At 60.2% G+C, this 22,003-nt stretch carries 25 protein-coding genes; 13 read left to right on the top strand and 12 right to left on the bottom strand.

What is annotated here, in order from left to right:
• Nucleotides 1–29: 29 nt before the first annotated feature.
• The 3 genes from KL786_RS08295 to KL786_RS08285 form a co-directional block, all read right to left on the bottom strand.
• Nucleotides 30–656 (bottom strand): LysE family translocator, encoded by a 627-nt coding sequence (locus tag KL786_RS08295; protein WP_032863245.1) that lies wholly within the window; start codon nucleotides 654–656, stop codon nucleotides 30–32.
• 63 nt (nucleotides 657–719) lie between these two features.
• Nucleotides 720–2,051 carry an NCS2 family permease gene (locus KL786_RS08290; protein WP_223820145.1) on the bottom strand — a complete coding sequence of 444 codons (1,332 nt, stop codon included), beginning with the start codon at nucleotides 2,049–2,051 and terminating at the stop codon, nucleotides 720–722.
• Nucleotides 2,052–2,273: 222 nt separating this feature from the next.
• Complete coding sequence (locus KL786_RS08285) at nucleotides 2,274–2,705, bottom strand: MarR family winged helix-turn-helix transcriptional regulator (protein ID WP_076964416.1); 432 nt, start codon at nucleotides 2,703–2,705, stop codon at nucleotides 2,274–2,276.
• An 81-nt stretch (nucleotides 2,706–2,786) separates the two neighbouring features.
• Here KL786_RS08285 and KL786_RS08280 point away from each other — a divergent pair, with 81 nt between their 5' ends.
• Together KL786_RS08280 and KL786_RS08275 are read left to right on the top strand one after the other, a co-directional pair.
• On the top strand, nucleotides 2,787–3,953 hold the full coding sequence (locus KL786_RS08280; protein WP_215517302.1) for an aminotransferase-like domain-containing protein: 1,167 nt from the start codon (nucleotides 2,787–2,789) through the stop codon (nucleotides 3,951–3,953).
• 10 nt (nucleotides 3,954–3,963) lie between these two features.
• Nucleotides 3,964–4,566 carry a glutathione S-transferase family protein gene (locus tag KL786_RS08275; protein ID WP_215517301.1) on the top strand — a complete coding sequence of 201 codons (603 nt, stop codon included), beginning with the start codon at nucleotides 3,964–3,966 and terminating at the stop codon, nucleotides 4,564–4,566.
• A gap of 134 nt (nucleotides 4,567–4,700) precedes the next feature.
• On the opposite strand, the gene KL786_RS08270 is transcribed toward KL786_RS08275, so the two are convergent.
• The 5 genes from KL786_RS08270 to KL786_RS08250 all read right to left on the bottom strand — a co-directional run bounded on the left by KL786_RS08270 (nucleotide 4,701) and on the right by KL786_RS08250 (nucleotide 7,474).
• The gene (locus KL786_RS08270; RefSeq protein ID WP_215517300.1) at nucleotides 4,701–5,072 is read right to left on the bottom strand and encodes a glutathione S-transferase N-terminal domain-containing protein; all 372 of its coding nucleotides are present in this window, start codon (nucleotides 5,070–5,072) and stop codon (nucleotides 4,701–4,703) included.
• Between the two features lie 102 nt (nucleotides 5,073–5,174).
• Entirely contained in the window at nucleotides 5,175–5,720 is a 546-nt protein-coding gene (gene folE, locus KL786_RS08265; protein ID WP_032863239.1) for a GTP cyclohydrolase I FolE, read from the bottom strand.
• A 67-nt stretch (nucleotides 5,721–5,787) separates the two neighbouring features.
• A complete protein-coding gene (locus KL786_RS08260; protein WP_032863238.1) occupies nucleotides 5,788–6,345 on the bottom strand; it encodes a Smr/MutS family protein in 558 nt (185 codons plus the stop codon).
• A 76-nt stretch (nucleotides 6,346–6,421) separates the two neighbouring features.
• Nucleotides 6,422–6,742 (bottom strand): hypothetical protein, encoded by a 321-nt coding sequence (locus tag KL786_RS08255; protein ID WP_215517299.1) that lies wholly within the window; start codon nucleotides 6,740–6,742, stop codon nucleotides 6,422–6,424.
• 141 nt (nucleotides 6,743–6,883) lie between these two features.
• Nucleotides 6,884–7,474, bottom strand: coding sequence for a cysteine hydrolase family protein (locus tag KL786_RS08250; RefSeq protein WP_065942383.1), 591 nt, complete (start codon nucleotides 7,472–7,474; stop codon nucleotides 6,884–6,886).
• Between the two features lie 239 nt (nucleotides 7,475–7,713).
• On the opposite strand from KL786_RS08250, the gene prmB reads away from it, so the two are divergent.
• Nucleotides 7,714–8,622, top strand: coding sequence for a 50S ribosomal protein L3 N(5)-glutamine methyltransferase (gene prmB, locus KL786_RS08245; protein ID WP_215517298.1), 909 nt, complete (start codon nucleotides 7,714–7,716; stop codon nucleotides 8,620–8,622).
• Nucleotides 8,623–8,750: 128 nt separating this feature from the next.
• Here prmB and KL786_RS08240 read toward each other — a convergent pair whose 3' ends face one another.
• Nucleotides 8,751–9,554 carry a hypothetical protein gene (locus tag KL786_RS08240; RefSeq protein ID WP_215517297.1) on the bottom strand — a complete coding sequence of 268 codons (804 nt, stop codon included), beginning with the start codon at nucleotides 9,552–9,554 and terminating at the stop codon, nucleotides 8,751–8,753.
• Between the two features lie 100 nt (nucleotides 9,555–9,654).
• On the bottom strand, nucleotides 9,655–10,617 hold the full coding sequence (locus KL786_RS08235) for an alpha/beta hydrolase (protein WP_215517296.1): 963 nt from the start codon (nucleotides 10,615–10,617) through the stop codon (nucleotides 9,655–9,657).
• 142 nt (nucleotides 10,618–10,759) lie between these two features.
• Between KL786_RS08235 and aroC the strand changes: the two genes are divergently transcribed.
• The 4 genes from aroC to KL786_RS08215 all read left to right on the top strand — a co-directional run bounded on the left by aroC (nucleotide 10,760) and on the right by KL786_RS08215 (nucleotide 14,124).
• The gene (gene aroC, locus KL786_RS08230) at nucleotides 10,760–11,851 is read left to right on the top strand and encodes a chorismate synthase (RefSeq protein ID WP_215517295.1); all 1,092 of its coding nucleotides are present in this window, start codon (nucleotides 10,760–10,762) and stop codon (nucleotides 11,849–11,851) included.
• A gap of 10 nt (nucleotides 11,852–11,861) precedes the next feature.
• Complete coding sequence (locus tag KL786_RS08225) at nucleotides 11,862–13,010, top strand: MFS transporter (protein ID WP_215517294.1); 1,149 nt, start codon at nucleotides 11,862–11,864, stop codon at nucleotides 13,008–13,010.
• Between the two features lie 46 nt (nucleotides 13,011–13,056).
• Complete coding sequence (locus KL786_RS08220; protein ID WP_215517293.1) at nucleotides 13,057–13,602, top strand: 1,2-dihydroxy-3-keto-5-methylthiopentene dioxygenase; 546 nt, start codon at nucleotides 13,057–13,059, stop codon at nucleotides 13,600–13,602.
• A gap of 213 nt (nucleotides 13,603–13,815) precedes the next feature.
• Entirely contained in the window at nucleotides 13,816–14,124 is a 309-nt protein-coding gene (locus tag KL786_RS08215) for a response regulator transcription factor (protein ID WP_215517292.1), read from the top strand.
• Nucleotides 14,125–14,177: 53 nt separating this feature from the next.
• Here the strand turns inward: KL786_RS08215 and KL786_RS08210 are convergent, their stop codons facing one another.
• Nucleotides 14,178–14,456, bottom strand: coding sequence for a DUF3509 domain-containing protein (locus KL786_RS08210; RefSeq protein WP_032863228.1), 279 nt, complete (start codon nucleotides 14,454–14,456; stop codon nucleotides 14,178–14,180).
• Nucleotides 14,457–14,806: 350 nt separating this feature from the next.
• Between KL786_RS08210 and KL786_RS08205 the strand changes: the two genes are divergently transcribed.
• From KL786_RS08205 to KL786_RS08185, 5 genes are all read left to right on the top strand, one after another.
• Nucleotides 14,807–16,633 (top strand): long-chain-acyl-CoA synthetase, encoded by a 1,827-nt coding sequence (locus KL786_RS08205; RefSeq protein ID WP_215517291.1) that lies wholly within the window; start codon nucleotides 14,807–14,809, stop codon nucleotides 16,631–16,633.
• 110 nt (nucleotides 16,634–16,743) lie between these two features.
• Nucleotides 16,744–17,259: an ankyrin repeat domain-containing protein gene (locus KL786_RS08200; RefSeq protein WP_215517290.1), complete on the top strand. Its 516-nt coding sequence runs from the start codon at nucleotides 16,744–16,746 to the stop codon at nucleotides 17,257–17,259.
• A 41-nt stretch (nucleotides 17,260–17,300) separates the two neighbouring features.
• Nucleotides 17,301–17,831, top strand: coding sequence for a hypothetical protein (locus KL786_RS08195; protein WP_215517289.1), 531 nt, complete (start codon nucleotides 17,301–17,303; stop codon nucleotides 17,829–17,831).
• A gap of 67 nt (nucleotides 17,832–17,898) precedes the next feature.
• Nucleotides 17,899–18,090, top strand: coding sequence for a PLDc N-terminal domain-containing protein (locus KL786_RS08190; protein ID WP_032863221.1), 192 nt, complete (start codon nucleotides 17,899–17,901; stop codon nucleotides 18,088–18,090).
• A gap of 336 nt (nucleotides 18,091–18,426) precedes the next feature.
• Nucleotides 18,427–20,514 carry an LTA synthase family protein gene (locus KL786_RS08185; RefSeq protein ID WP_215517288.1) on the top strand — a complete coding sequence of 696 codons (2,088 nt, stop codon included), beginning with the start codon at nucleotides 18,427–18,429 and terminating at the stop codon, nucleotides 20,512–20,514.
• Nucleotides 20,515–20,686: 172 nt separating this feature from the next.
• Here KL786_RS08185 and KL786_RS08180 read toward each other — a convergent pair whose 3' ends face one another.
• Complete coding sequence (locus tag KL786_RS08180) at nucleotides 20,687–20,839, bottom strand: DUF3309 family protein (RefSeq protein WP_032863216.1); 153 nt, start codon at nucleotides 20,837–20,839, stop codon at nucleotides 20,687–20,689.
• Nucleotides 20,840–21,170: 331 nt separating this feature from the next.
• Here KL786_RS08180 and KL786_RS08175 point away from each other — a divergent pair, with 331 nt between their 5' ends.
• Nucleotides 21,171–21,986, top strand: coding sequence for an SDR family oxidoreductase (locus KL786_RS08175; RefSeq protein ID WP_032863214.1), 816 nt, complete (start codon nucleotides 21,171–21,173; stop codon nucleotides 21,984–21,986).
• The last annotated feature ends 17 nt before the right edge of the window (nucleotides 21,987–22,003 follow it).

The raw sequence follows: 22,003 nt of genomic DNA, 5'->3' as shown, positions 1-22,003 counted from the left end.
GCTCGCTCCTACACGGCGTCAGGAAGCCACTAGCCCCTGAGCAGCGATGCCGCCCCGGCGCTGCCAAACAGCCCGGCACTGAAACGGTTGAACCAGCTCTGGCCCTTGCCGGTGCGCAGATACCGCGCGGCACCATGGGCTCCCAGGCCGTAGGCCAGCTTGCAGAGCAGGTCCAGCACGGTCCAGGTGGCGATCATGATCAGCAGTTGCGGCAAAAACGGCTGCTGACTGCTGAGAAACTGCGGCAGGAAGGCGGCGAAAAACAGAATGTCCTTGGGGTTGCTTGCGCCCAGCACAAAAGCCCGGCCAAACAGTGCACGAAAACGCGGCACGGGGGCTGCGTCCGGCACCACGGCGCCCTGGGACGGCAGGCGCGACTGCTGCCAGCTCTGCCAGGCGAGGTAGAACAGATACAGCGCACCGACGATCTTCAAGGCGCTGAACAACTGCTCCGACGCCAGCAACAAGGCCCCCAGGCCGAGGGCCGAGGCGCTCAACAGGCAGATCGAGGCAAACACCCCGCCAAGAAACGCCGGGTACGAACGGCGCAGGCCGTAGTTCAGGCTGTTGCTGATCATCAGCAACGACAGCGGCCCCGGAATCAGGATCACGATCAAAGCAGCGCCGCTGAACAGCAGCCAGGTTTCCACGCTCATTACATTTCTCCATACATGCAAAAGCCCCACCCGAGGGTGAGGCGGTTTTCGCCGGCTTCCGAGTTACAGGAAGACAAATTTGGCGATGAAAATCGCGCACAGCACCCACAGGCTGATGGAAATTTCCTTGTACTTGCCAGTACCGGCCTTGAGGGCCACGTAGGTGATAAAACCCAGGGCGATGCCGTCGGCGACGGAAAAGGTCAAGGGCATCATGATCGCCGTGACAATCGCCGGAATGCTGTCGGTGGCGTCGTCCCATTCGATATGGGCCATGCCGCTCATCATCAGCATCGCCACATAAATCAACGCGCCGGCCGTGGCATATGCAGGAATCATGCCCGCCAGCGGGGCGAAAAACATCGCTGCCACAAACAATACGCCCACGGTAACGGCGGTCAGCCCGGTGCGCCCACCGGCAGCCACGCCCGCTGCGCTTTCCACATAACTGGTGACTGGCGGTACACCCACCACCGCACCAAACACGCTGGAGGCGCTATCGGCTTTCAAGGCCCGCGAGAGGTTTTCGATCTTGCCGTCGGCGTTCACCAGCCCGGCGCGCTGGGCAACGCCCATCAGGGTGCCGGCAGTGTCGAACATGTGTACAAACAGAAATGCGAACACCACGCTGATCATGCTGACGTTGAACACGCCCATCACGTCCATCGCCATCCAGGTCGGTGCCAGGCTCGGCGGGGGCGCCACAATACCCTGGTAATGCACCAGGCCCAGGCCCCAGCCGGCCAGGGTAACGGCGATGATGCTGATCAGGATCGCACCGAACACCCGGTGATAACTGAGGATCGCGATCAGCAAAAAGCAGATGGCCGCCAACAGCGGAGCCGGTTCATGCAGGGAGCCGAGCTTGATCAGGGTGGCAGGGCTGGTAACAATGATGCCGGCGGTTTTCAGGCCGATCACCCCCAGAAACAGACCCACCCCCGCGCCCATGGCGTGGCGCAGGCTCACCGGAATGCTGTTGAGCAGCCATTCGCGGATGCGCGACAGCGTCAGAATCATGAACAACACGCCGGAGATAAATACCGCACCCAGCGCGGTCTCCCAGGTGTAGCCCATGGTGCCGACCACGGTGTAGGTGAAAAACGCATTCAAGCCCATGCCGGGAGCCAGGCCTACAGGCCAGTTGGCATACAGGCCCATCAACAGGCAGCCGAGGGCCGCGGCGATACAGGTCGCGACAAAGGCGGCGCCGTGGTCGATGCCGGCGTCGGCCATGATGTTGGGGTTGACGAAGATTATGTAGGCCATGGTGATGAAGGTCGTGAGGCCGGCGATCAATTCGGTCTTCACTGTGGTGCCATGCAAGCTGAGTTTGAACAGGCGTTCCAGCCAGCCCTGTTTCACGGTTGAAAGATGGGGCGGACTGCGATCCAGCGTAGGGGCGTCGGATTTATGGCTTTCCACAGCAAGTACTCCTCAAGAGTTTTATTGTTATTTCCAGCACCGGACACAGGGGTGGGCAGCGGTGCTTTGAGGTACCAGCGGGCTTTGTTGACCAGTAGGTCAGGAACTCGCACGAAGCGAATTATGCTTTTGTATACAAAGAAAGCAAATAATGTTTGCGATTATGTGTGCAAAAAAGATGAAAGGCCACTCTCAAGGCAGGGTCAGGGCCTTGTTCACCGCCAGCCAACCATTCACCGCGTCCTCACCGGCCTCGGCAAAGGCGCGTTGTAGCAGCTTGACTTGCTCGCGCCGCAGGGCGTGTTCGAAGCGCTGGCCTTCCTCGGTCAAGTGCAGCAGGCGCTTACGTTTGTCGGTGTCCGAGGCGATGCTGTCGACCAGATGCATTTCCTGCAATTGGCGCAATGGCATATTCAGCGCCTGCTTGCTTACCCCCAGCAGTTCCAGCAGTTGCTTGACGTTCAAGGCGGGGTAACGGGCGATAAAAAACACGATGCGCTGATGCACCCGGCTCAAGCCCCGGCGTTCCAGCATTTCATCGGCCTTGGCGGTGAAGGCCTGATAGCCGAAGAAGAACGCTTCCATGGCGGCTTGCTGCGAAGTCTGGTTTTTAAGGTCAAGCATATTGACGTATCTACCCGGGGCGTCGTAATTTCGGTCAACCAGTTTGACGTATTTCCCCCAGGCTTTGCTACCGGTGACCCTATGGCTTTCTCTGAACGTGTTTCGCGCCTTAAAAGCTCCTTGATCCGTGAGATCCTCGCGGCGGCCCAGCGCCCGGAGGTGATGTCATTCGCCGGAGGCCTGCCCGCCGAAGCCATGCTGCCGGCGCTGGATTGGCAGGGCATGCCGCCGGCCATGGGCCAGTACGGCATGAGCGAAGGCGAGCCGCAATTGCGCGAGTTGCTGGCGGCCGAAGCGCGAGCGCTGGGGGTGGCCTGCGAGGCCAGCCAGGTGTTGGTGGTCAGCGGGTCGCAGCAAACCCTGGACCTGGCGGCCAAGCTGTATATCGACCAGGGCACGCAGATCCTGCTGGAAGGCCCGACCTACCTGGCGGCCCTGCAGATCTTCCAACTGTTCGGCGCCGATTGCCTGACCGTGGAACTGGAAGCCGATGGCCCGGACCTGACGGCGCTGCGCAGCACTCTGGAACGCCATCGCCCGGCATTCATCTACTTGATCCCGACCTTCCAGAACCCTTCGGCGGTGCGCTACAGCGAAGCCAAGCGCGACGCCGTGGCGGCCCTGCTGGATGAGTTCGGCGTGACCCTGATCGAAGACGAGCCTTACCGCGAGTTGACCTTTGACGGCGCCAGCGCGCGGCCAATTGTCAGCCGGCTGCGCAAGGCCAGTTGGATCTACACCGGTACCGTATCGAAAACCCTGCTCCCCGGCTTGCGTGTCGGTTACCTGATCGCCAGCCCCGATTTGTTTCCCCATCTGCTCAAGCTCAAGCAGTCGGCGGACCTGCACACCAACCGCGTTGGCCAATGGCAGGCCATGCAGTGGATCGGCACCGAGCGCTACCAGCAGCACCTGGTGCAACTGCGCAGTTTTTACCGTGAGCGTCGTGATGGGTTCCAGGCGGCATTGCAGCGCCACTTCGATGAATTGGCCGACTGGCAAGTGCCCCAGGGTGGATTATTCTTCTGGCTGACCTTGAAACAGCCCTTGGATACCCGCACCTTGTTGGCACCAGCGCTGGACCAGGACGTGGCGTTCATGCCCGGTGAACCGTTCTTTTCCGAGCCAGACCAGCACCATGGGCACCTGCGGCTCAATTTCAGCCATATCGACCCGGCGCGCCTGGACGAAGGTCTCAAGCGTCTCGCGGCGGTGGTCCGTCAAGCACAGCGCGCGCAAGCGGCATAAGGGGAGCTTCATGTACAAGGTTTATGGCGATTACCGCTCGGGCAACTGCTACAAGATCAAGTTGATGCTCAACCTGCTCGGCATCGCGTATGAGTGGGTGAATGTCGACATCTTGAATGGCGACACACAGACCGCCGAGTTCCTGGCGAAGAACCCCAACGGCAAGATCCCGGTGCTGGAACTGGAAGACGGCACCTGCCTGTGGGAATCCAATGCGATCCTCAACTTCCTCGCCGACGGCAGCGAATTCCTGCCCAGCGAACCGCGCCTGCGCACGCAGGTGTTGCAATGGCAGTTTTTCGAGCAATACAGCCATGAGCCGTACATCGCGGTGGCGCGGTTTATCCAGTTTTACCTGGGCCTGCCGGACGATCGGCTGGAGGAGTACAAGACCACCCATAAAGGCGGCTACAAGGCGCTGAAGGTCATGGAAAAACAACTGCAAGCCACGCCGTACCTGGTGGGCGACCAGTATTCGATTGCCGACATTGCGTTGTATGCCTACACCCATGTGGCCCATGAAGGTGGCTTCGACCTGAGCCCCTACCCAGCCGTGCAAGCCTGGCTTGAGCGTGTGGCCAGCCATCCCAAGCACGTGCCAATGCTCGACTGACACGGCTCTTTGGGATGGCACCGATCAAATGTGGGAGCTGGCTTGCCTGCGATGGCATCGCTTCGGTGCAACTGAGGCACCGAGTCGCCAGCATCGCAGGCAAGCCAGCTCCCACAAGGGGGCATGCCTGTCTGTCAGATCGCGGCGAAGCGCTTATCCAGGTAATCGATGATTACCTTGGAGTCATACATCCAGGTGGTCTGGCCGTTTTCTTCGATACGCAGGCACGGCACCTTGATCTTGCCACCTTGCGTCAACAAAGCCTGGCGGTCCTGCTCGTTGTTCTTCGCATCCTTGAGCGCCACCGGCACATTCAGGCGGTGCAGGGTGCGGCGCGTCTTCACGCAGAACGGGCAGGCATGGAACTGATACAGGGTCAGGCCCTTGGCCGCTTCATTGACCTGCGCCTGTTGCTCGGCGCTGCGCTGTTTTTTACGTGGGCGGGTCAGGAAATCGCCCGCGATGATGACGTGGCCGAGGCCCACTCGAAGTGCTTTGACGAACATGGCTGAAACCTCTTGCCCATGACAGAAGGGGCCGCAGCTTACCTGATTTCCACGGGCGAAAAAAAACCGGCGATGAATGCCGGTTTTTCCTGGCGCCGCCGGTTACTTGATCAGGCTGAGAAACTCGCTGCGGGTTGCCGCGTTTTCGCGGAACTCACCCAGCATCACCGACGTGATCATCGACGAATTCTGCTTCTCCACACCGCGCATCATCATGCACATGTGCTTGGCCTCGATCACCACGGCAACGCCCAGGGCACCGGTCACCTGCTGGACCGCATCGGCGATCTGGCGGCTGAGGTTTTCCTGGATCTGCAGGCGACGGGCATACATGTCGACGATCCGCGCGACCTTCGACAGGCCCAGCACCTTGCCGCTCGGGATATAGGCGACATGGGCCTTGCCGATGAACGGCAGCAAGTGGTGTTCGCACAGCGAGTACAACTCGATGTCCTTGACCAGCACCATTTCGCTGCTGTCGGAGCTGAACAGGGCACCGTTGGTGACCTCTTCCAATGTCTGCTCATAGCCGCGGCAAAGGTATTGCATGGCTTTGGCGGCACGTTTTGGCGTGTCGAGCAGGCCCTCGCGGGAGACGTCCTCGCCGATTTGGCCGAGGATCGCTGTGTAATTCTGTTCCAGGGACATGAAACTACCTGTGGGATTTTCGCAAAGTGCAAGGGTACGGTGGCCGGCAGATCGCTGCAAGCGTGGGTTACTCGTCACGCCCTTCGAGCATCGTGCGCTTGAGCATCACATACACCGCGCCGGCGCCGCCATGGCGCGGTTGGCAGGAGGTGAAGCCGAGCACTTGGGCATGCTGGCGCAACCAGGTATTGACGTGGCTCTTGATCATGGGGCGCTTGCCGTCCAGGCGCACGGCCTTGCCGTGGGTGACGCGTACGCAGCGGATTTCGAATTTAGTGGCTTCGGCAAGGAAGGCCCAGAGGGTTTCCCGGGCCTTTTCCACGGTCATGCCATGCAGGTCGAGGCTGCCTTCGAACGGGATCTGCCCAGCCTTGAGCTTGCGCACCTGGCTTTCCTGGACCCCGTCGCGGGACCACATCAACTCGTCTTCGGGGCCGACGTCAATCACGAACTGGTCCGACAGGCCGTCCACCGTGGTGGCGTCAGTGCGCACCGTGGCCGCCTGGCGCAGTTTGGCGATCTGCGCGCGGTCGGCCTTGGGTTTGCCGGTGTCGGCGCGGTCGTGCTTGATCGGCTTGACGCCGCGCAGCTCGTTTTTGAACAGGGAAAAATCGTCGTCTTGCATGTCAGCCTCCGCGAAGGGCGGGCAGTTTACCCAAATCAGCGCGGTTGATGCGGGACAAAACGCTATCAGTGCTCGATCAGTCGTGCTTTTTCATCAGGTGTGAGGCGATGTTCAGCGCCAGTGGTTCACGCATGCGGCGTCGGCAACGGCGCCACAACCAGACGCCCAGCCACAGGATCAACAGCCCGCCGACTAACAGCACAGCCGCGCCGCCCGGGCTGGTATTGAGTTCGCCCAACGCAGGCGAGTGGCCAGACAGCGCGACGCCACCGGCCAACGAGAGCAGCAAGCCAAACAGCGCGAGCAGCGCGGCAAACACCGCGCCCAGGCGCAAACGCCAGTTGCTCTGGCCCTTGGGGCGCAAGCGACGAGCGTCAAATCCATCGGATATCTTCATTCCGACCTTTCCTCCAGGGTATCGGCCCTTCGACCGGAAGATAAACAACTTGTTCCGGGCTGGGAGGCAATTGCGGTAAATGACAGGCTTTAGCGGATGAGCGGGGCCGCAAGATGGCCGCGCCGCTCATCGACAGGGCGATCAGATCAGATCTTGGGTCAAGGCGAGGGTGGCGAAGTTGTCGGCCATGATGGCCATTTCAGTTTGCTGAACATGTTCGGCGCTGAGGATGCCGCCCTTGTAAGGCAAATCGCGGGTGGCGCAGGCGTCTTCCACCAGGGTGCAGCGAAAACCCAGGTTCTTCGCCGCACGCACGGTGGTGCTGACGCTGGAGTGGCTCATGAAGCCGCAGACGATCAAGTCCAGGGAGCCCAGGTCCTGCAGGGTTTTTTCCAGCGGTGTGCCGTGGAAGGCACTGGGCAGCAGTTTGCCGATGATGGTTTCGTCGTCTTGTGGTTCCAGGCCAGGAATGAACTCGCCGCGCTCGCCCTGGGGGTCGAACAGGCCGCCGACGGTGCCCAGGTGACGGACATGCACGATCGGGCGCCCGGCCTTGCGTGCGGCGGCGCTCAGCTGCTTGATGTGTTCTACCGCTGCGTCCATGCCCGACAAGGCGAGCGGGCCGCTCAAATACTCTTTCTGGGCATCGATGATCACAAGGGTCGCGTGGCTCAAATTGGCCGGTGCGTAACCGCGACCGCTGAGTTGAAACATCGTCTTTGGAACGGACATTCTGGGGCTCCTGTGAGTGGGGCTTTTGCGACATTGTCCTCTGGCTGAGCGGTTCTGTGAATCGCTACTAACGTAAGGTGCGCCGTTGTTGGCCTACAGCCATGTCAAGAGGGGTTGCTGTGTAACAGAAAAACCTTGAATCAGGTTAACACTGACGTGCTGCAAAGGTTTTTCAGACATCGTCCGTACAGCTTAAGGCTGTTAGAATTGCCAGTCGTTTTTTCCTGGAGCTTGCCCCCGTGATCACTTCCCGCCTGCGCACCTTGCGCGACCATATCCGTTGGGCTGTCAGCCGTTTCCATGGGGAAGACCTGTTTTTTGGCCATGGTACCGACAATGCCTGGGACGAAGCCCGGCAATTGGTACTCGGTGCGCTGCACCTGCCCTGGGAAATTGCCGACAGTTACCTGGACTGCAATCTGGAAGAAGAGGAAGTCGCCCATGTGCAGCGCTTGCTGCATCGCCGTATCCACGAGCGGGTGCCCACGGCTTACCTGTTGGGTGAAGCCTGGTTCTGCGGCATGTCGTTCATCGTCGACGAGCGTGTGCTAATCCCGCGCTCACCGATTGGCGAACTGATCGAAAACCGCTTCGAACCCTGGCTGGCCCAGCCGCCGGCACGCATCCTGGACCTGTGCACCGGCTCCGGTTGCATCGGCATTGCCTGCGCCTACGAGTTCCAGGAGGCCGAAGTGGTGCTGGGGGACTTGTCCTACGAGGCGCTGGAAGTGGCCAACCAGAACATTGAGCGCCACGGCGCCGATGAGCGCGTGTACACCGTGCAGGGTGATGGCTTCGACGGTTTGCCCGGCCAGCGTTTTGACCTGATTGTGTCCAACCCGCCGTATGTCGATGCCGAGGATTTCGCCGACATGCCCGACGAGTACCAGCACGAACCCGAGCTGGGCCTGGCCTGCGGTGATGACGGTTTGAACCTGGTGCGCCGGATGTTGGCCGAGGCGGCCGATCATTTGACCGAGAAGGGCTTGTTGATTGTCGAAGTGGGCAACAGCCAGGTGCACGTTGAAGCGCTGTACCCGGAAGTGGATTTCGCCTGGCTGGAATTCCAGAACGGTGGCCATGGCGTATTCATGCTGACGGCGCAGCAGTGCCGCGAGCATCAGGCGGTGTTTGCCTCCAGGGTCTAGCCCTGTCCATGTAGGAGCTGGCTTGCCTGCGATGGCATCAACTCGGTGTAGCTGATACACCGAGTCGTCTGCATCGCAGGCAAGCCAGCTCCTACATTTGAGGTGGTTTGTTCAGCTAAACCGCGTTGTCAGCGGTGCGTCGCAATCCAGATCAGCAACCCCGCCTGGAACACGGTAAACGCCACCAGGCAGGTAATGGTGAAGCGCAAGCCGCTGTCTTCACGCTTGAACTTGATGACCTTTTCTTCTTCGTGGCGCAGTTTCACTTCCTGCTCCGCCAGGTTCTGCTCGGCCTGTTGCAGCATCTGCGCCGCTTCCAGGATCTCCACGAACTGCACCTTCTCGGTGTTCCAGCTGTCCAGCACCTCGCTGACCTTGCCCGGTTGCACATGGCCCTTCAGATGCTGGACATCGGCATAGGCCACGTCAAAACCCTGGATGCGCAAAAAATGGTCGCGACGCAGGCGCGTGGCTTCGTTCAGCGCGTCTTTGTTTGCCAGGTCCACACCGTCAACGCGATAGTGCGACCACTTCTTTTTCGCCCACGCGGCACCCTGGGCGACCAGGAAGCGGCCAAGGCCACGGTTCGCCGGTTCGATTTCCAGGCTGTTGCCCGGGCCAAAATGCACGCGGTGGGTGGCGTGGTCGACCCAGACATCAAGGTGATTCTGTTCGCGTCGCACCCGTTGGCTGGGCAATTGGATGACCATGCGCAGCAGGCTATGGTCCTTGTTGTTGCGTTCGGCGTAGCCAAACTGCACAAAGCGCAATGGCCGGGCACCCGTGGCGCGGTCGGTGGCCAAGGGCGCCAGGCGCAGCATTTTGAAGTGTTCGGCCTCAACCTCCGCCCACGGCAGCGCAGCCGCTGCCGCCGCTTCGGTGTCGGCGGTGGTGTCGGCGGGAGGTTGCGGTACTGCTTCGGTGTTCGTCATTCGGCGCGATCCTGTCCAAGCCCTGCAAGTCGACAGGCTTTTTGCTGTCGACCCTGTGCTTATCGGCCGTTTTCTCCAGGACTGGAGGGGCAATAGTCGCTTATCGGGGGCGAAGTCCGTCGATAAAGCCAACCAGGCGCCTGCCCAGCGCATCGGCGAGGGGCAATTGCGGATCGTTGTAGGAACTCAGTTGCTGTTTCACGTCGTTGGGCACGATCCGCATGACGTGGTTCATGCCGGGAATCACCGCCAGTTCGGCGTCGGGTTTGGCCTGTTTGAGCTTTTCGGCATCGGCGACCCCCACTTGCAGGTCGGTGGTGCCCTGGACAATCAGGGCTGGCATCCTCAGGCGGGCAAAAGCCGCCGCAGGGTCTGCACGAAACAGGCTGATCAGGTAAGGCTGAACGCTGGGACGGAAAATACTCTGCAACGGGCCGGGCACATCGGCATCGACCTGGCCGGCCTTGAGTCGATCCAGAATCTGGTGACTGCGCAGCAGCAGGGCAGGGGGCATGTGATCGGCCAGTTGCTGGCGAATCACCTGGTCCACCGGGCGGGCACTGCCGGACAGGGAAATCACCCCGGCGGGGTTGAGCTCAGGGGCGGCCAGGGCCGCGATCAAGGCACCTTCACTGTGGCCCAGCACCACCAAGGGCCCGAAACGCGGGTCGGCCTTGAGCAATTTGCCCCAGGCCACGGCGTCGGCTACATAGGCATCCAGGGTCAGGTCGCGCTCGTCGGGCGTGGCCTTGAGGCTGGCGGCCACGCCGCGTTTGTCATAGCGCACGCTGGCAATGTTGTGCCGGGCCAGCACCCAGGCCAGGCGCTTGAGGCTGTCGTTGCGTGCGCCGTCGGCGCTGTTGCCGTTGCGGTCGGTGGGGCCGGAGCCGGCAATGATCAGCACCACGGGCACGGGTTTGGCGGATTGGGGCAGCAGCAACGAGCCAAACAACTCGCCGCTGCCGGTGTCCAGGCTGATGGGGCGTTGCAGCACCACAGGGGCGGCGGCGTGGGCCACGGTACAGATCAGGGTGAGGGTGAACAGCAAAACTCGCAGCATCATCGCGCCATCATGAGGAAGGTGCCGGTTGGACCAACGTCTACCGGGAAGGTTTCGAGGATGAACTACTGGGTGAGCCTGCGTATACTGGCGCGCTTAGTTATCACGGTTGAGTTGATTCAACTGATTTCACGGAGCGCCCTGCATGTCCGGCAATACCTACGGCAAGCTGTTCACTGTCACCACCGCGGGCGAAAGCCATGGCCCGGCGTTGGTCGCCATTGTCGACGGCTGCCCGCCCGGCCTTGAGCTGTCCCTGGACGATCTGCAGCGCGACCTCGACCGCCGCAAGCCCGGCACCAGCCGCCACACCACCCAGCGCCAGGAGCCCGACGAAGTCGAAATCCTCTCCGGCGTGTTCGAAGGCCGCACCACCGGGTGCGCCATCGGCCTGTTGATCCGCAACACCGACCAGAAGTCCAAGGACTATTCGGCGATCAAGGATCTGTTCCGCCCGGCCCACGCCGACTACACCTATCACCACAAATACGGCGAGCGCGACTACCGAGGCGGTGGCCGCAGTTCGGCGCGGGAAACCGCGATGCGCGTGGCGGCCGGGGCCATCGCCAAGAAGTACCTGGCAACTCAGGGCATTGTGGTTCGTGGCTACATGAGCCAACTGGGCCCGATCGAAATCCCGTTCAAGACCTGGGACAGCGTGCAAGACAACGCGTTCTTCAGCCCCGACCCGGACAAGGTGCCGGAACTGGAAGCCTATATGGACCAGTTGCGCCGTGACCAGGACTCGGTGGGCGCCAAGATCACCGTGGTCGCCGAAGGGGTGATGCCGGGCCTGGGCGAGCCGATCTTCGACCGCCTGGACGCCGAACTGGCCCACGCGCTGATGAGCATCAACGCGGTCAAGGGCGTGGAAATCGGCGCCGGTTTTGCTTGCGTGGCCCAACGCGGCACCGAGCATCGCGATGAGCTGACCCCCGAAGGTTTTGTCAGCAACAATGCGGGCGGCATTCTCGGTGGTATCTCCTCCGGCCAGCCGATTGTGGCGCATCTGGCACTCAAGCCGACGTCGAGCATCACCACGCCGGGCCGCTCCATCGATGTGCATGGCAACCCGGTGGAGGTGATCACCAAGGGCCGCCATGACCCTTGCGTCGGCATTCGCGCCACGCCGATTGCCGAGGCAATGATGGCCATTGTGCTGATGGATCACCTGTTGCGTCACCGTGGGCAGAATGCCGATGTGCGCGTGAGTACCCCGGTGCTGGGCCAGCTGTGACGGTCTGACCGTGACAGCGCTCCCGTACTGGCGACTTTCCAGCTTCTATCTGTTCTATTTCGCCCTGCTGGGGGCGACGGCGCCATTCCTGGCGCTGTACTTCCATCATCTGGGGTTCTCCAGCGCGCGCATTGGCGAGCTGGTAGCGATCCCGATGCTGATGCGCTGCGTAGCTCCCAATATCTGGGGCTGGCTGGGGGACTACACCGGTCGGCGCCTGGCCATCGTGCGATTTGGCGCGGTGTGCACGTTGCTGAGCTTCTCACTGATCTTCGTCAGCCAGAGCTATGCCTGGCTGGCGCTGGTGATGGCCCTGCATGCGTTCTTCTGGCATGCGGTGCTGCCACAGTTTGAAGTCATCACCCTGGCGCACCTGCAAGGCCAGACCTCGCGCTACAGCCAGGTCCGCTTGTGGGGCTCCATCGGGTTCATCCTCGCTGTGGTTGCCCTGGGGCGATTGTTCGAGGCCTTGAGCCTGGATATCTACCCGGTGGCGATCGTGTTGATCATGGCCGGTATCATCGGTGCCAGTTTGTGGGTGCCCAATGCCCAGCCGGTTTCCACTGGCGATCGCGGGGCTGGCGACGGTTTCCTGCGGCAGTTGCGCAGCCCTGGTGTGCTGGCGTTTTATGCCTGTGTCGCCTTGATGCAAATGAGCCACGGCCCGTACTACACCTTCCTCACCTTGCACCTGGAAAACCTTGGCTACAGTCGTGGCGTGATCGGCCTGTTGTGGGCCCTGGGCGTAGTGGCGGAAGTGTTGATGTTCATGGCCATGAGCCGGATTCTCACGCGTTTCTCGGTGCGCCGGGTGCTGATCGCCAGCTTCCTGTTGGCGGCGTTGCGCTGGTTGTTGCTGGGATCGTTCGCCGAGTTCCTGTGGGTGCTGCTGTTTGCCCAACTGCTGCATGCCGCGACCTTTGGCAGCTTTCATGCGGCGGCCATCCAGTTTGTGCAGCGCAGCTTCGGTGCGCGCCAGCAAGGCCAGGGCCAGGCTCTGTATGCTGCGCTGGCCGGTACGGGGGGCGCGCTGGGCGCCTTGTATTCCGGGTACAGCTGGAACCAACTGGGGCCCACCCTCACATTCAGTATTGCCAGCCTCGCGGCCATGGCTGCCGCGTTGATCATGGCCATGCGCTTGCCTGAGGAGCGGCCATGAACCCGGCCCATCACCTGAATATTCTTACTGCCCGAGGACTCCTTTCATGAGCATTCTTTGCGTTTATCACGTCTCTACCCCGGACACCCCGAACAAAGTCCTGACCCACGTTGACGATATTGCCCAGACCCTGGCCGAGCAGGGTGTGGGTTTTTCACGCTGGCAGGCCAGCACCCGCGTAGAGGCCGGGGCCAGCGCGGCTGAGGTGACGGCGGCGTACCAGGGGCAGATCGACAGCTTGATGACCGCAGAGGGCTACGCGCAGGTGGAGGTGTTGAGCGTGAACCGCGAGCACCCACAGCAGGATGGGGTGCGGGCGCGCTTGCGTGATGAATATCGCCATGACGCCGATGAAATCCGCCTGTTCGCTGCTGGGCGTGGGCTGCTCGGCTTGCACATCGACGACTATGTCTACACGGTGCTGTGCGAAAAACACGACCTGCTGCGCATACCGGCTGGCGTGCCACGCTGGTTTGATTTGGGAGAGGAGCCGCGAGTGGTCGCAATCAGCCTGTTCAAGACCGCGTCCGGGGCCGTGTCACACGTGACTGGCAGTGGGGTCGCCCAAGGATTTCCTGGGCTGGATGATTGACGTTAGTTCACGATCTGCAAACTTATTCAATGCACTTAAGTTGGATAAGTTTGTGGGAATGGACTCTATAGTTTGTAAGTTCCGGCTATTTGTCTGTGGGTCGATGTGTTAATCCCAGGCTTTGTGTAACTCTCCCGTCGCTGTGTACTTATCTGTCAATAGGAGGAGTCCGAATATTGGCAGTGCAAATCACTACGAGAGGGAGAGGCATGCATGAGCAGCCCAGAGGAGCCCACCCCATCCGTTGAGCCTGCGGCAAGCGCGGCGGTGGATGTGTGTGAGCAGGCGTCCGACGACCGGGCTGGCAGCGCACCGTCGTTGCCGGATAAACCGCTGACGGTCAAGGAGTTGGAAATACTGCGTTGGGCCACGGAGGGCAAGACAGTGTGGGAAATCAGCCGTATACGTTGTGTCTCACAGGCCACGGTGAAGTTTCATCTGCGCAATATCTACTGCAAATTGCACGTCAATAACCGAGTCCAGGCGGTGAGCGAGGCGATCAAGCGCGGATTGTGCGGGTAAAAAAAGGGCCGTGAAGCATCACGGCTTCACGGCCCAGGGAAACTAACTTGCACTTATGCCGAGTGGTACGTCGGCAGGGCAAAACGATTCTGGCTTTGCAGCATCGAAATCTGCGGCAATTCGCTGGCCTGTTCTGCCAGGTCGCGACGGATGGCGCTGATGACCCAGGTCAGTTGGTCGGCGGTATGCAGTTGCTGGTAGGAGATCGAGCGCTTGATCTGCTTGCCTTCGGTGTTACGCAGGGTAAGCAGGATGCCACCGTCAGGACGCGGTTGGGTGGTGACGTCGTAGCTGGAGAATACAGAAGCGAATTTGTCTTGGATCAGGCTCATGTCTATCGGCTCCATTGGCTCGTGTTGTGCGGCATGGAGTGATAGGTGCAGTGATTGTGCCAGTATTGTGATTTATAAAATATTCTTATATATCAATGATTTACAAAAAATCAGTATTTTCGGTTTCGTGCAATATGCATGAATGGCCATCGTGCATCCTGCATTTTGCGCTATTGACCGGTGACGAACGGTACTGGGGGGCGCCGTTCCCCGGGATACAAAACATTGCAAATCCTGCGTGTACAGCCAAGGAATGGCTGGCGTATTTTCCTGCAAGGCATTCAGGAACGGTCCTATACCGTATGAACGCCCGCGGGTCATACGAATAATAAGAAAAAGGACTTTTGTGCATGAGCAATCCGAACAGCGAGATGATCACCCTCGGCATGATGTTGCGTAAGGTGCCGACCATTGTCAGGGCCCTGCCACGATTGGTGCGCGGTATCCGCGTCGCCAATATCACAGACCCCGACCAGCCGTGCGGGCTGGGCTGGACCTTCGAACAGGCCACCCAGCGCAATCCTGAGGGCGCGGCCCTGTTGTACGGCGATCAGGTCCTCAGTTATCGCCAGGCCAACCAGCACGCCAACCGCATCGCCCATCACCTGCAGGCCCAAGGCATTGGCAAAGGTGATGTGGTCGCGCTGTTTATTGAAAACCGTCCCGAACTGTTGCTGACCGTGCTGGCGGTGGCCAAGGTCGGCGGTATCTGCGCCATGCTCAACACCGCGCAAACCCAGGCGGTGCTGGTGCACAGCCTGACCCTGGTAAACCCGGTGGCGATTGTTGTCGGTGCCGAACTGATCGCAGCCTATGACGCGGTACGTGAGCAGGTGGCGATCGATCCGCTACGCACCTGGTATGTTGCCGATCAACAGGCGGTGCCGGTGCCTCATGGGTACATCGATCTGATGGCCGCCAGCGCGGACTGCTCGACGGATAACCCGGCCAGCAGCCAACAGATCTACTTCAACGACCCGTGCTTCTATATCTATACCTCCGGCACCACCGGTTTGCCCAAGGCCGGCATCTTCAAGCATGGCCGCTGGATGAAATCCTCGGCCAGCTTCGGCACCATCGCCCTGGATATGGGGCCTGAGGATGTCGTCTATTGCACCCTGCCGCTGTACCACGCCACGGGGCTGTGTGTGTGCTGGGGCTCGGCGATTGCCGGCGCGTCGGGGTTTGCCATCCGTCGCAAGTTCAGCGCCAGCCAGTTCTGGGACGATGTGCGCAAATTCAACGCAACGACCCTGGGGTATGTCGGTGAGTTGTGCCGCTACCTGATCGACCAGCCGCCAAGCCCGCGCGACCGCGACAACCGCGTGGTGAAGATGATCGGCAACGGCTTGCGCCCCGGGGTGTGGGGGCCGTTCAAGGAGCGCTTTGGCGTCGATCATATCTGCGAACTGTATGCAGCCAGCGACGGTAATATCGGCTTCACCAATGTGCTGAATTTCGACAACACCATCGGCTTTTCCCTGATGCACTGGGCGCTGGTGGACTACGCCCACGACACTTGCGAACCGATCCGTGGCAGCAACGGTTTTATGCGTGAAGTGCAGAAGGGCGGCCAGGGCCTGCTGCTGGCCAGGATCGACGACAAGGCGCCGTTCGATGGTTACACCGACCCGGAAAAGAACCGCAAGGTGGTGTTGAGCGACGTATTCGAAAAGGGCGATCGCTATTTCAACACCGGCGATCTGTTGCGCAGCATTGGCTTTGGCCATGCGCAGTTCGTCGACCGCCTGGGCGATACCTATCGCTGGAAGGGCGAGAACGTTTCCACCACCGAGGTGGAAAACATCTTTATGCAACACCCGCAGATCACCGAGGCGGTGGCCTACGGTGTGGAAATTGCCAACACCAACGGGCGGGCCGGGATGGCGGCGATTACCCCGACCGAATCCCTGGCAACCCTGGATATGCAGGCATTGCTGCAGTTCGCCCAGAGTCAGATGCCGGCCTATGCGGTGCCACTGTTCCTGCGGATCAAGGTGAAGATGGAAACCACCGGCACCTTCAAGTACCAGAAAGTGCGGCTCAAGGAAGAGGCGTTCGACCCGGCCAGGGTCGGTGATGACCCACTGTATGCCTGGCTGCCGGGCACTGATGCCTATGTACCGGTGACCGGGCAGGTATTGGCGGATATTCAGGGTGGGAAATATCGCTACTGACGGTAGGTGATAGAACACGACTATCGCAGCCTTCGGCAAAAAAGGGGTGACAGACGTACGGCTGCTCGGGAAACTGACGGCCTTACGAAACACCCTACAGGGAGCCGCAGATGTCAGATCAAGCCAAACAAATGACCGAAGAAGAAGCCGCCGAATTTGCCGAGCAGGTCTTCGACGTGGCCCGTCGGGGCGATGCCGCCCTGTTGGCGGCACTGTTGGCCAAGGGCTTGCCAGTCAATCTGCGTAACCACAATGGCGATACCTTGTTGATGTTGGCGGCCTATCACGGGCATGCCGAGGCGGTGAGAGTGTTGCTGGAGTTCAAGGCCGACCCGCAGATGGCCAACGATAAAAACCAGTTGCCCATCGCCGGTGCTGCGTTCAAGGGCAACCTTGAGGTGGTCAAGGCGTTGATCGAAGGTGGCGCTCCGGTTGAAGGGGCATCCGCCGATGGCCGCACGGCACTGATGATGGCGGCGATGTTCAATCGCACCGAAATGGTCGAGTACCTGATTAGCGTGGGGGCCAATCCCAAGGCTGCGGATGCCCAGGGTGTAACCGCCCTGGTGGCCGCCCAGACCATGGGTGCTGCGGATACGACGGCGCAGTTGCAAAAACTGGTGTAGGCTTTGCGCCCTCAAAATCAGCCTCGCCACAGGATTCGCCCATGAACACCGCGCTCGTCGAACTCATCACTAAAATCAGTTCCGGTTGCCTGGGTGACGCCGAGATCGTGCAGATCGCCGACGAAGCCACCCAGGCCTACGCCGATGCCGAGGGATTTCTGGCGGCCAACCCTGATATCAACTACGACGACACCTTCCCCATCCCCCTGGGTGAGTGGATTGTGGTGGGCAGCCTGCCGGAAACGGTGCTGTTCCAGGCCGACACCTACCAGGAGCTGTTCGCCCAGATCGTCGCGTCCTTTGGCCCCAGCGTTGCGTTCAACCTCAAGCCCAAGCAACTGGCCAAGACCGAGGCGCTGACTGCGCTCAATCGTATCCAGATCCAACTCGGCGCCATGAACCCGGAAAACGGCGGCTATGTGCTGATGAATTTCAGCCAGTTGCTCGATGACGAAATCCAGGCGGTATTGGTGTATGGCAACGACGTACCACGGGTGCTGGAGTTGTGTACCGCAGTCGGGATCAAGGGTGAGCCGTCCCTGGAAGCCCTGCGCATTGCGTTGCATGTCTGAAATAAAACGGAACCCTCGCCAGGGCTGGCTATCCTAAGCAGGCAAGCCCTCACTTAGGAGCGACACCATGGGTTCCACATTTAACAGCCTGATCGGGTTGATCATCCTGGCGCTGGATATCTGGGCGATCATCAACGTCTTCAAAAGCGGCGCCGGGACCGGGGCCAAAGTGTTGTGGATCCTGTTGATCCTGTTCCTGCCGGTGTTGGGCCTGATTATCTGGGCCATTGCCGGGCCACGGGGCAATGTGCGAATCTGAGACACACTCGATTGCTGGAATGGCCACGGTCAATGTGGGAGCGAGCAAGCCCGCTCCCACATTGGTTTGTACCGTGTCCTTTAGGTTTGTGTATCGAGATATTCGCTGGACAAAATTTTCACACTTCATCCAAGACAATTCCCCCGCTTTATTTTCCTGCCACGGCCCTTGTGTGCCGCCAGGAGCCCTGCGCGATGAGTAATCAATAGCGTTGCCGACGTTGATCGGGCACCATCTGCCCACCGCGTAATACCTGGACCCTGTGCCTTCATTGGTCGGGGCAGGACGCCGCTGCATTATTTCGCAACTTAAACTTCCAATGGGTCCTCAAACAACATGGCAAACCCGGACGCCCTGAATCAGCAGCGAGCTTCTAATCGCCTGCTGCAACCCACCGTCAAATCCCACCTGGCCTACACGCTGCTTTGCGCCCTGGTCATGATGGTGATGCTCTCCCTGCTGCGCCTCGGGCTGTTGGTGTACAACAGCGACATGATGCTCGATACCCCGGTCTCGACGTTCCTTGAAGCGTTCGTCAATGGCCTGCGCATGGACTTGCGTCTGGTGGTGTACCTGAGCATTCCGCTGATCCTGGCCCTGTTCAGTGTGCGTGCCATGGCCGCCCGCGGGTTCTTCCGGTTGTGGCTGACCGTGGTCTCCAGCATCGCGCTGTTCCTTGGCCTGATGGAGATGGACTTCTACCGCGAGTTCCACCAGCGCCTCAACGGCCTGGTCTTCCAGTACGTCAAGGAAGATCCGAAAACCGTGATGAGCATGCTCTGGTACGGCTTCCCGGTGGTGCGCTACCTGCTGGGTTGGGCGGTCGGTACGTTTATCCTGAGTATCGCCTTCAAGGGCGCCGACCGCGCGACGCGCCCGCGTGGCCCGTTCAGCGGTGGCACCGTCGGCACTCGCCAGGTTGCCCCGTGGTACAGCCGCATTGCGGTGTTCGTGGTCTGCCTGCTGATTGCCGTGGTCGCCGCACGCGGCACCCTGCGCCAGGGCCCGCCGATGCGTTGGGGTGACGTGTACACCACCGACTCCAACTTCGCCAATCACCTGGGCCTCAACGGTACGCTGTCGCTGATCGGTGCGGCCAAGGCGCGTTTCTCCGAGCATCGCGAGAACGTCTGGAAAGCCACCCTGGAGCAACCGCTGGCCACCCAGACCGTACGCGACATGCTGGTACTGCCGGACGAAAAACTGGTGGATACCGACACTGCCGCCGTGCGCCGTGACTTCACGCCACCGGCCGAGAAGACCCTGCCGATCAAGAACGTCGTGGTGATCCTGATGGAAAGCTTCGCCGGTCACTCGGTGGGCGCGTTGGGCAGCAACGGCAAGATCACGCCGTACTTCGATGAGTTGACCAAGGAAGGCCTGCTGTTCGACCGTTTCTTCTCCAATGGCACCCATACCCACCAGGGCATGTTCGCCACCATGGCTTGCTTCCCGAACCTGCCAGGCTTCGAATACCTGATGCAGACCCCGGAAGGCAGCCACAAGCTGTCGGGCTTGCCGCAATTGCTCAGTGCCCGTGATTTCGACGACGTGTATGTCTACAACGGCGACTTCGCCTGGGACAACCAGTCGGGCTTCTTCAGCAACCAGGGCATGACCAACTTCATTGGCCGCAACGACTTCGTCGACCCGGTGTTCTCCGATCCGACCTGGGGCGTGTCCGACCAGGACATGTTCGACCGTGGCCTGCAAGAGTTGAAGGCGCGCGAAGGCGGCAAGCCGTTCTACGCACTGCTGCAAACCCTGTCCAACCATACGCCGTACGCCTTGCCGACACCGTTGCCGGTCGAGCCGGTGACTGACCGTGGCCGCCTCAACGAACATTTGACGGCCATGCGCTACTCCGACTGGGCCTTGGGCCAGTTCTTCGAGAAGGCCCGCAAGGAACCGTACTTCAAGGACACCCTGTTTGTGATCGTCGGCGACCATGGTTTCGGTAACGAGCAACAGATCACCGAAATGGACCTGGGCCGTTTCAACGTGCCGTTGCTGTTGATCGCACCGGGCGTGCAGGACAAGTTCGGCGTGCGCGACCACACCGTGGGTACGCAGATCGACATCGTGCCGACCATCATGGGCCGCCTGGGCGGCGAAACCCGTCACCAGTGCTGGGGCCGTGACCTGCTCAACCTGCCGCAAGGCGACAAGGGCTTTGGTGTGATCAAGCCATCGGGCAGCGACCAGACCGTGGCCTTGCTCACGGCTGACCGTGTGTTGGTATTGCCCAAGGAGATGCCACCGAAACTGTGGCAATACGAACTGGGCGCCAACCCTACCGGCAAGGTAATCCCTGAGTCGGCGGATGAGGCGCAACTTAAGCAGAAACTTGAGTCGTTCCTGCAAACTGCTACCAAGAGTCTGTTGGATAACACCGCAGGCGTGGTGGACGGCAAGCCGGACTAATCGGCGCCAATAAAAAAGAGGCCTTCTTCAAGGCCTCTTTTTTTTGCATCTTTTTCTGTAGGAGCGAGCTTGCTCGCGAAGAACTCAGAGCCAGCACGTTTATCCTGAAGAAACGCATTGCCTGGGTGTTCTTCGCGAGCAAGCTCGCTCCTACACTTATGGGGTACAGCAGTTATATCTTGCCCAACAGCAACAGGATCAACAGCACCACCAGCACCGTACCGAGAATACCCGATGGCCCATAACCCCAGTTGCGCGAGTGCGGGAACACCGGCAGGCCGCCGACCAGCAGGAGGATCAGAACAATGATAAGAATGAGGCTCATAGTGTGTTTTCCTTATTCGTCTTCTGAGAAATACCTGAGTATCAAGTGATAGCGCCGGTCATTTAAAACGGCTGCCTTAATTAATCCGACTCCTACACTTTGCAGAAAATTCCCTGTTTTTTTAACTCGATTTGGCTACTGGATTATTTCTTTTTTAATTGTTGTGCTGCTTCGCACTTAGTTTGAAAAAATTGAACTTACCCTGTGCTTCGGCATCCGACCGGGCCTTTGGTTTGCCTCGGGCATTCAGCAACTTGATGGTGCATGGGTCGGTGAATAACCTTCGCTACACTGGCGCGTACTTCTTCCCTGAACCACAAGGCTACTTCCTATGCAAAATCGCATGATGATCACCGGCGCTGGATCTGGCCTGGGTCGCGAAATCGCTCTGCGCTGGGCCCGGGAGGGCTGGCAACTGGCCTTGTCGGACGTCAGCGAGCCGGGCTTGCAGGAAACCCTGGCGCTGGTGCGCCAGGCCGGTGGCGACGGGTTTATCCAGCGGTGTGATGTGCGTGACTACAGCCAGCTCACGGCCTTTGCCCAGGCCTGCGAAGTCAAGCTGGGCGGTATCGATGTGATCGTCAACAACGCCGGGGTTGCCTCCGGTGGGTTCTTCAGCGAATTGTCCCTGGAAGACTGGGACTGGCAGATCGCAATCAACCTCATGGGCGTGGTCAAGGGCTGCAAGGCTTTCCTGCCGCTGCTGGAAAAGAGCAAGGGCCGCATCATCAACATCGCTTCCATGGCCGCCTTGATGCAAGGCCCGGCCATGAGCAACTACAACGTGGCCAAGGCCGGCGTGGTGGCGCTCTCGGAAAGCCTGCTGGTGGAGCTCAAGCAACAGGAGGTCGGGGTACACGTGGTTTGCCCGTCGTTCTTCCAGACCAACCTGCTGGACTCGTTCCGTGGCCCGACGCCTGCGATGAAGGCCCAGGTCGGTAAATTGCTGGAAAGCTCGCCGATCAGTGCGGCAGACATTGCCGACTACATCTACCAGCGTGTGGCCGAGGGTGAGTTCATGATCCTGCCCCACGAGCAAGGGCGGATGGCCTGGGCACTGAAGCAGAAAAATCCGCAGTTGTTGTATGACGAGATGACCAGCATGTCGGAGAAAATGCGCGCCAAGGCGCAGTCGGTCAAAGGCTGATGGATATAAACAATGTG

Origin of the sequence: Pseudomonas sp. TAE6080, assembly GCF_018732265.1 — a bacterium.
GTDB classification, from domain to species: Bacteria; Pseudomonadota; Gammaproteobacteria; order Pseudomonadales; family Pseudomonadaceae; genus Aquipseudomonas; species Aquipseudomonas brenneri.
This window is presented reverse-complemented; position numbering and strand designations above follow the sequence as displayed.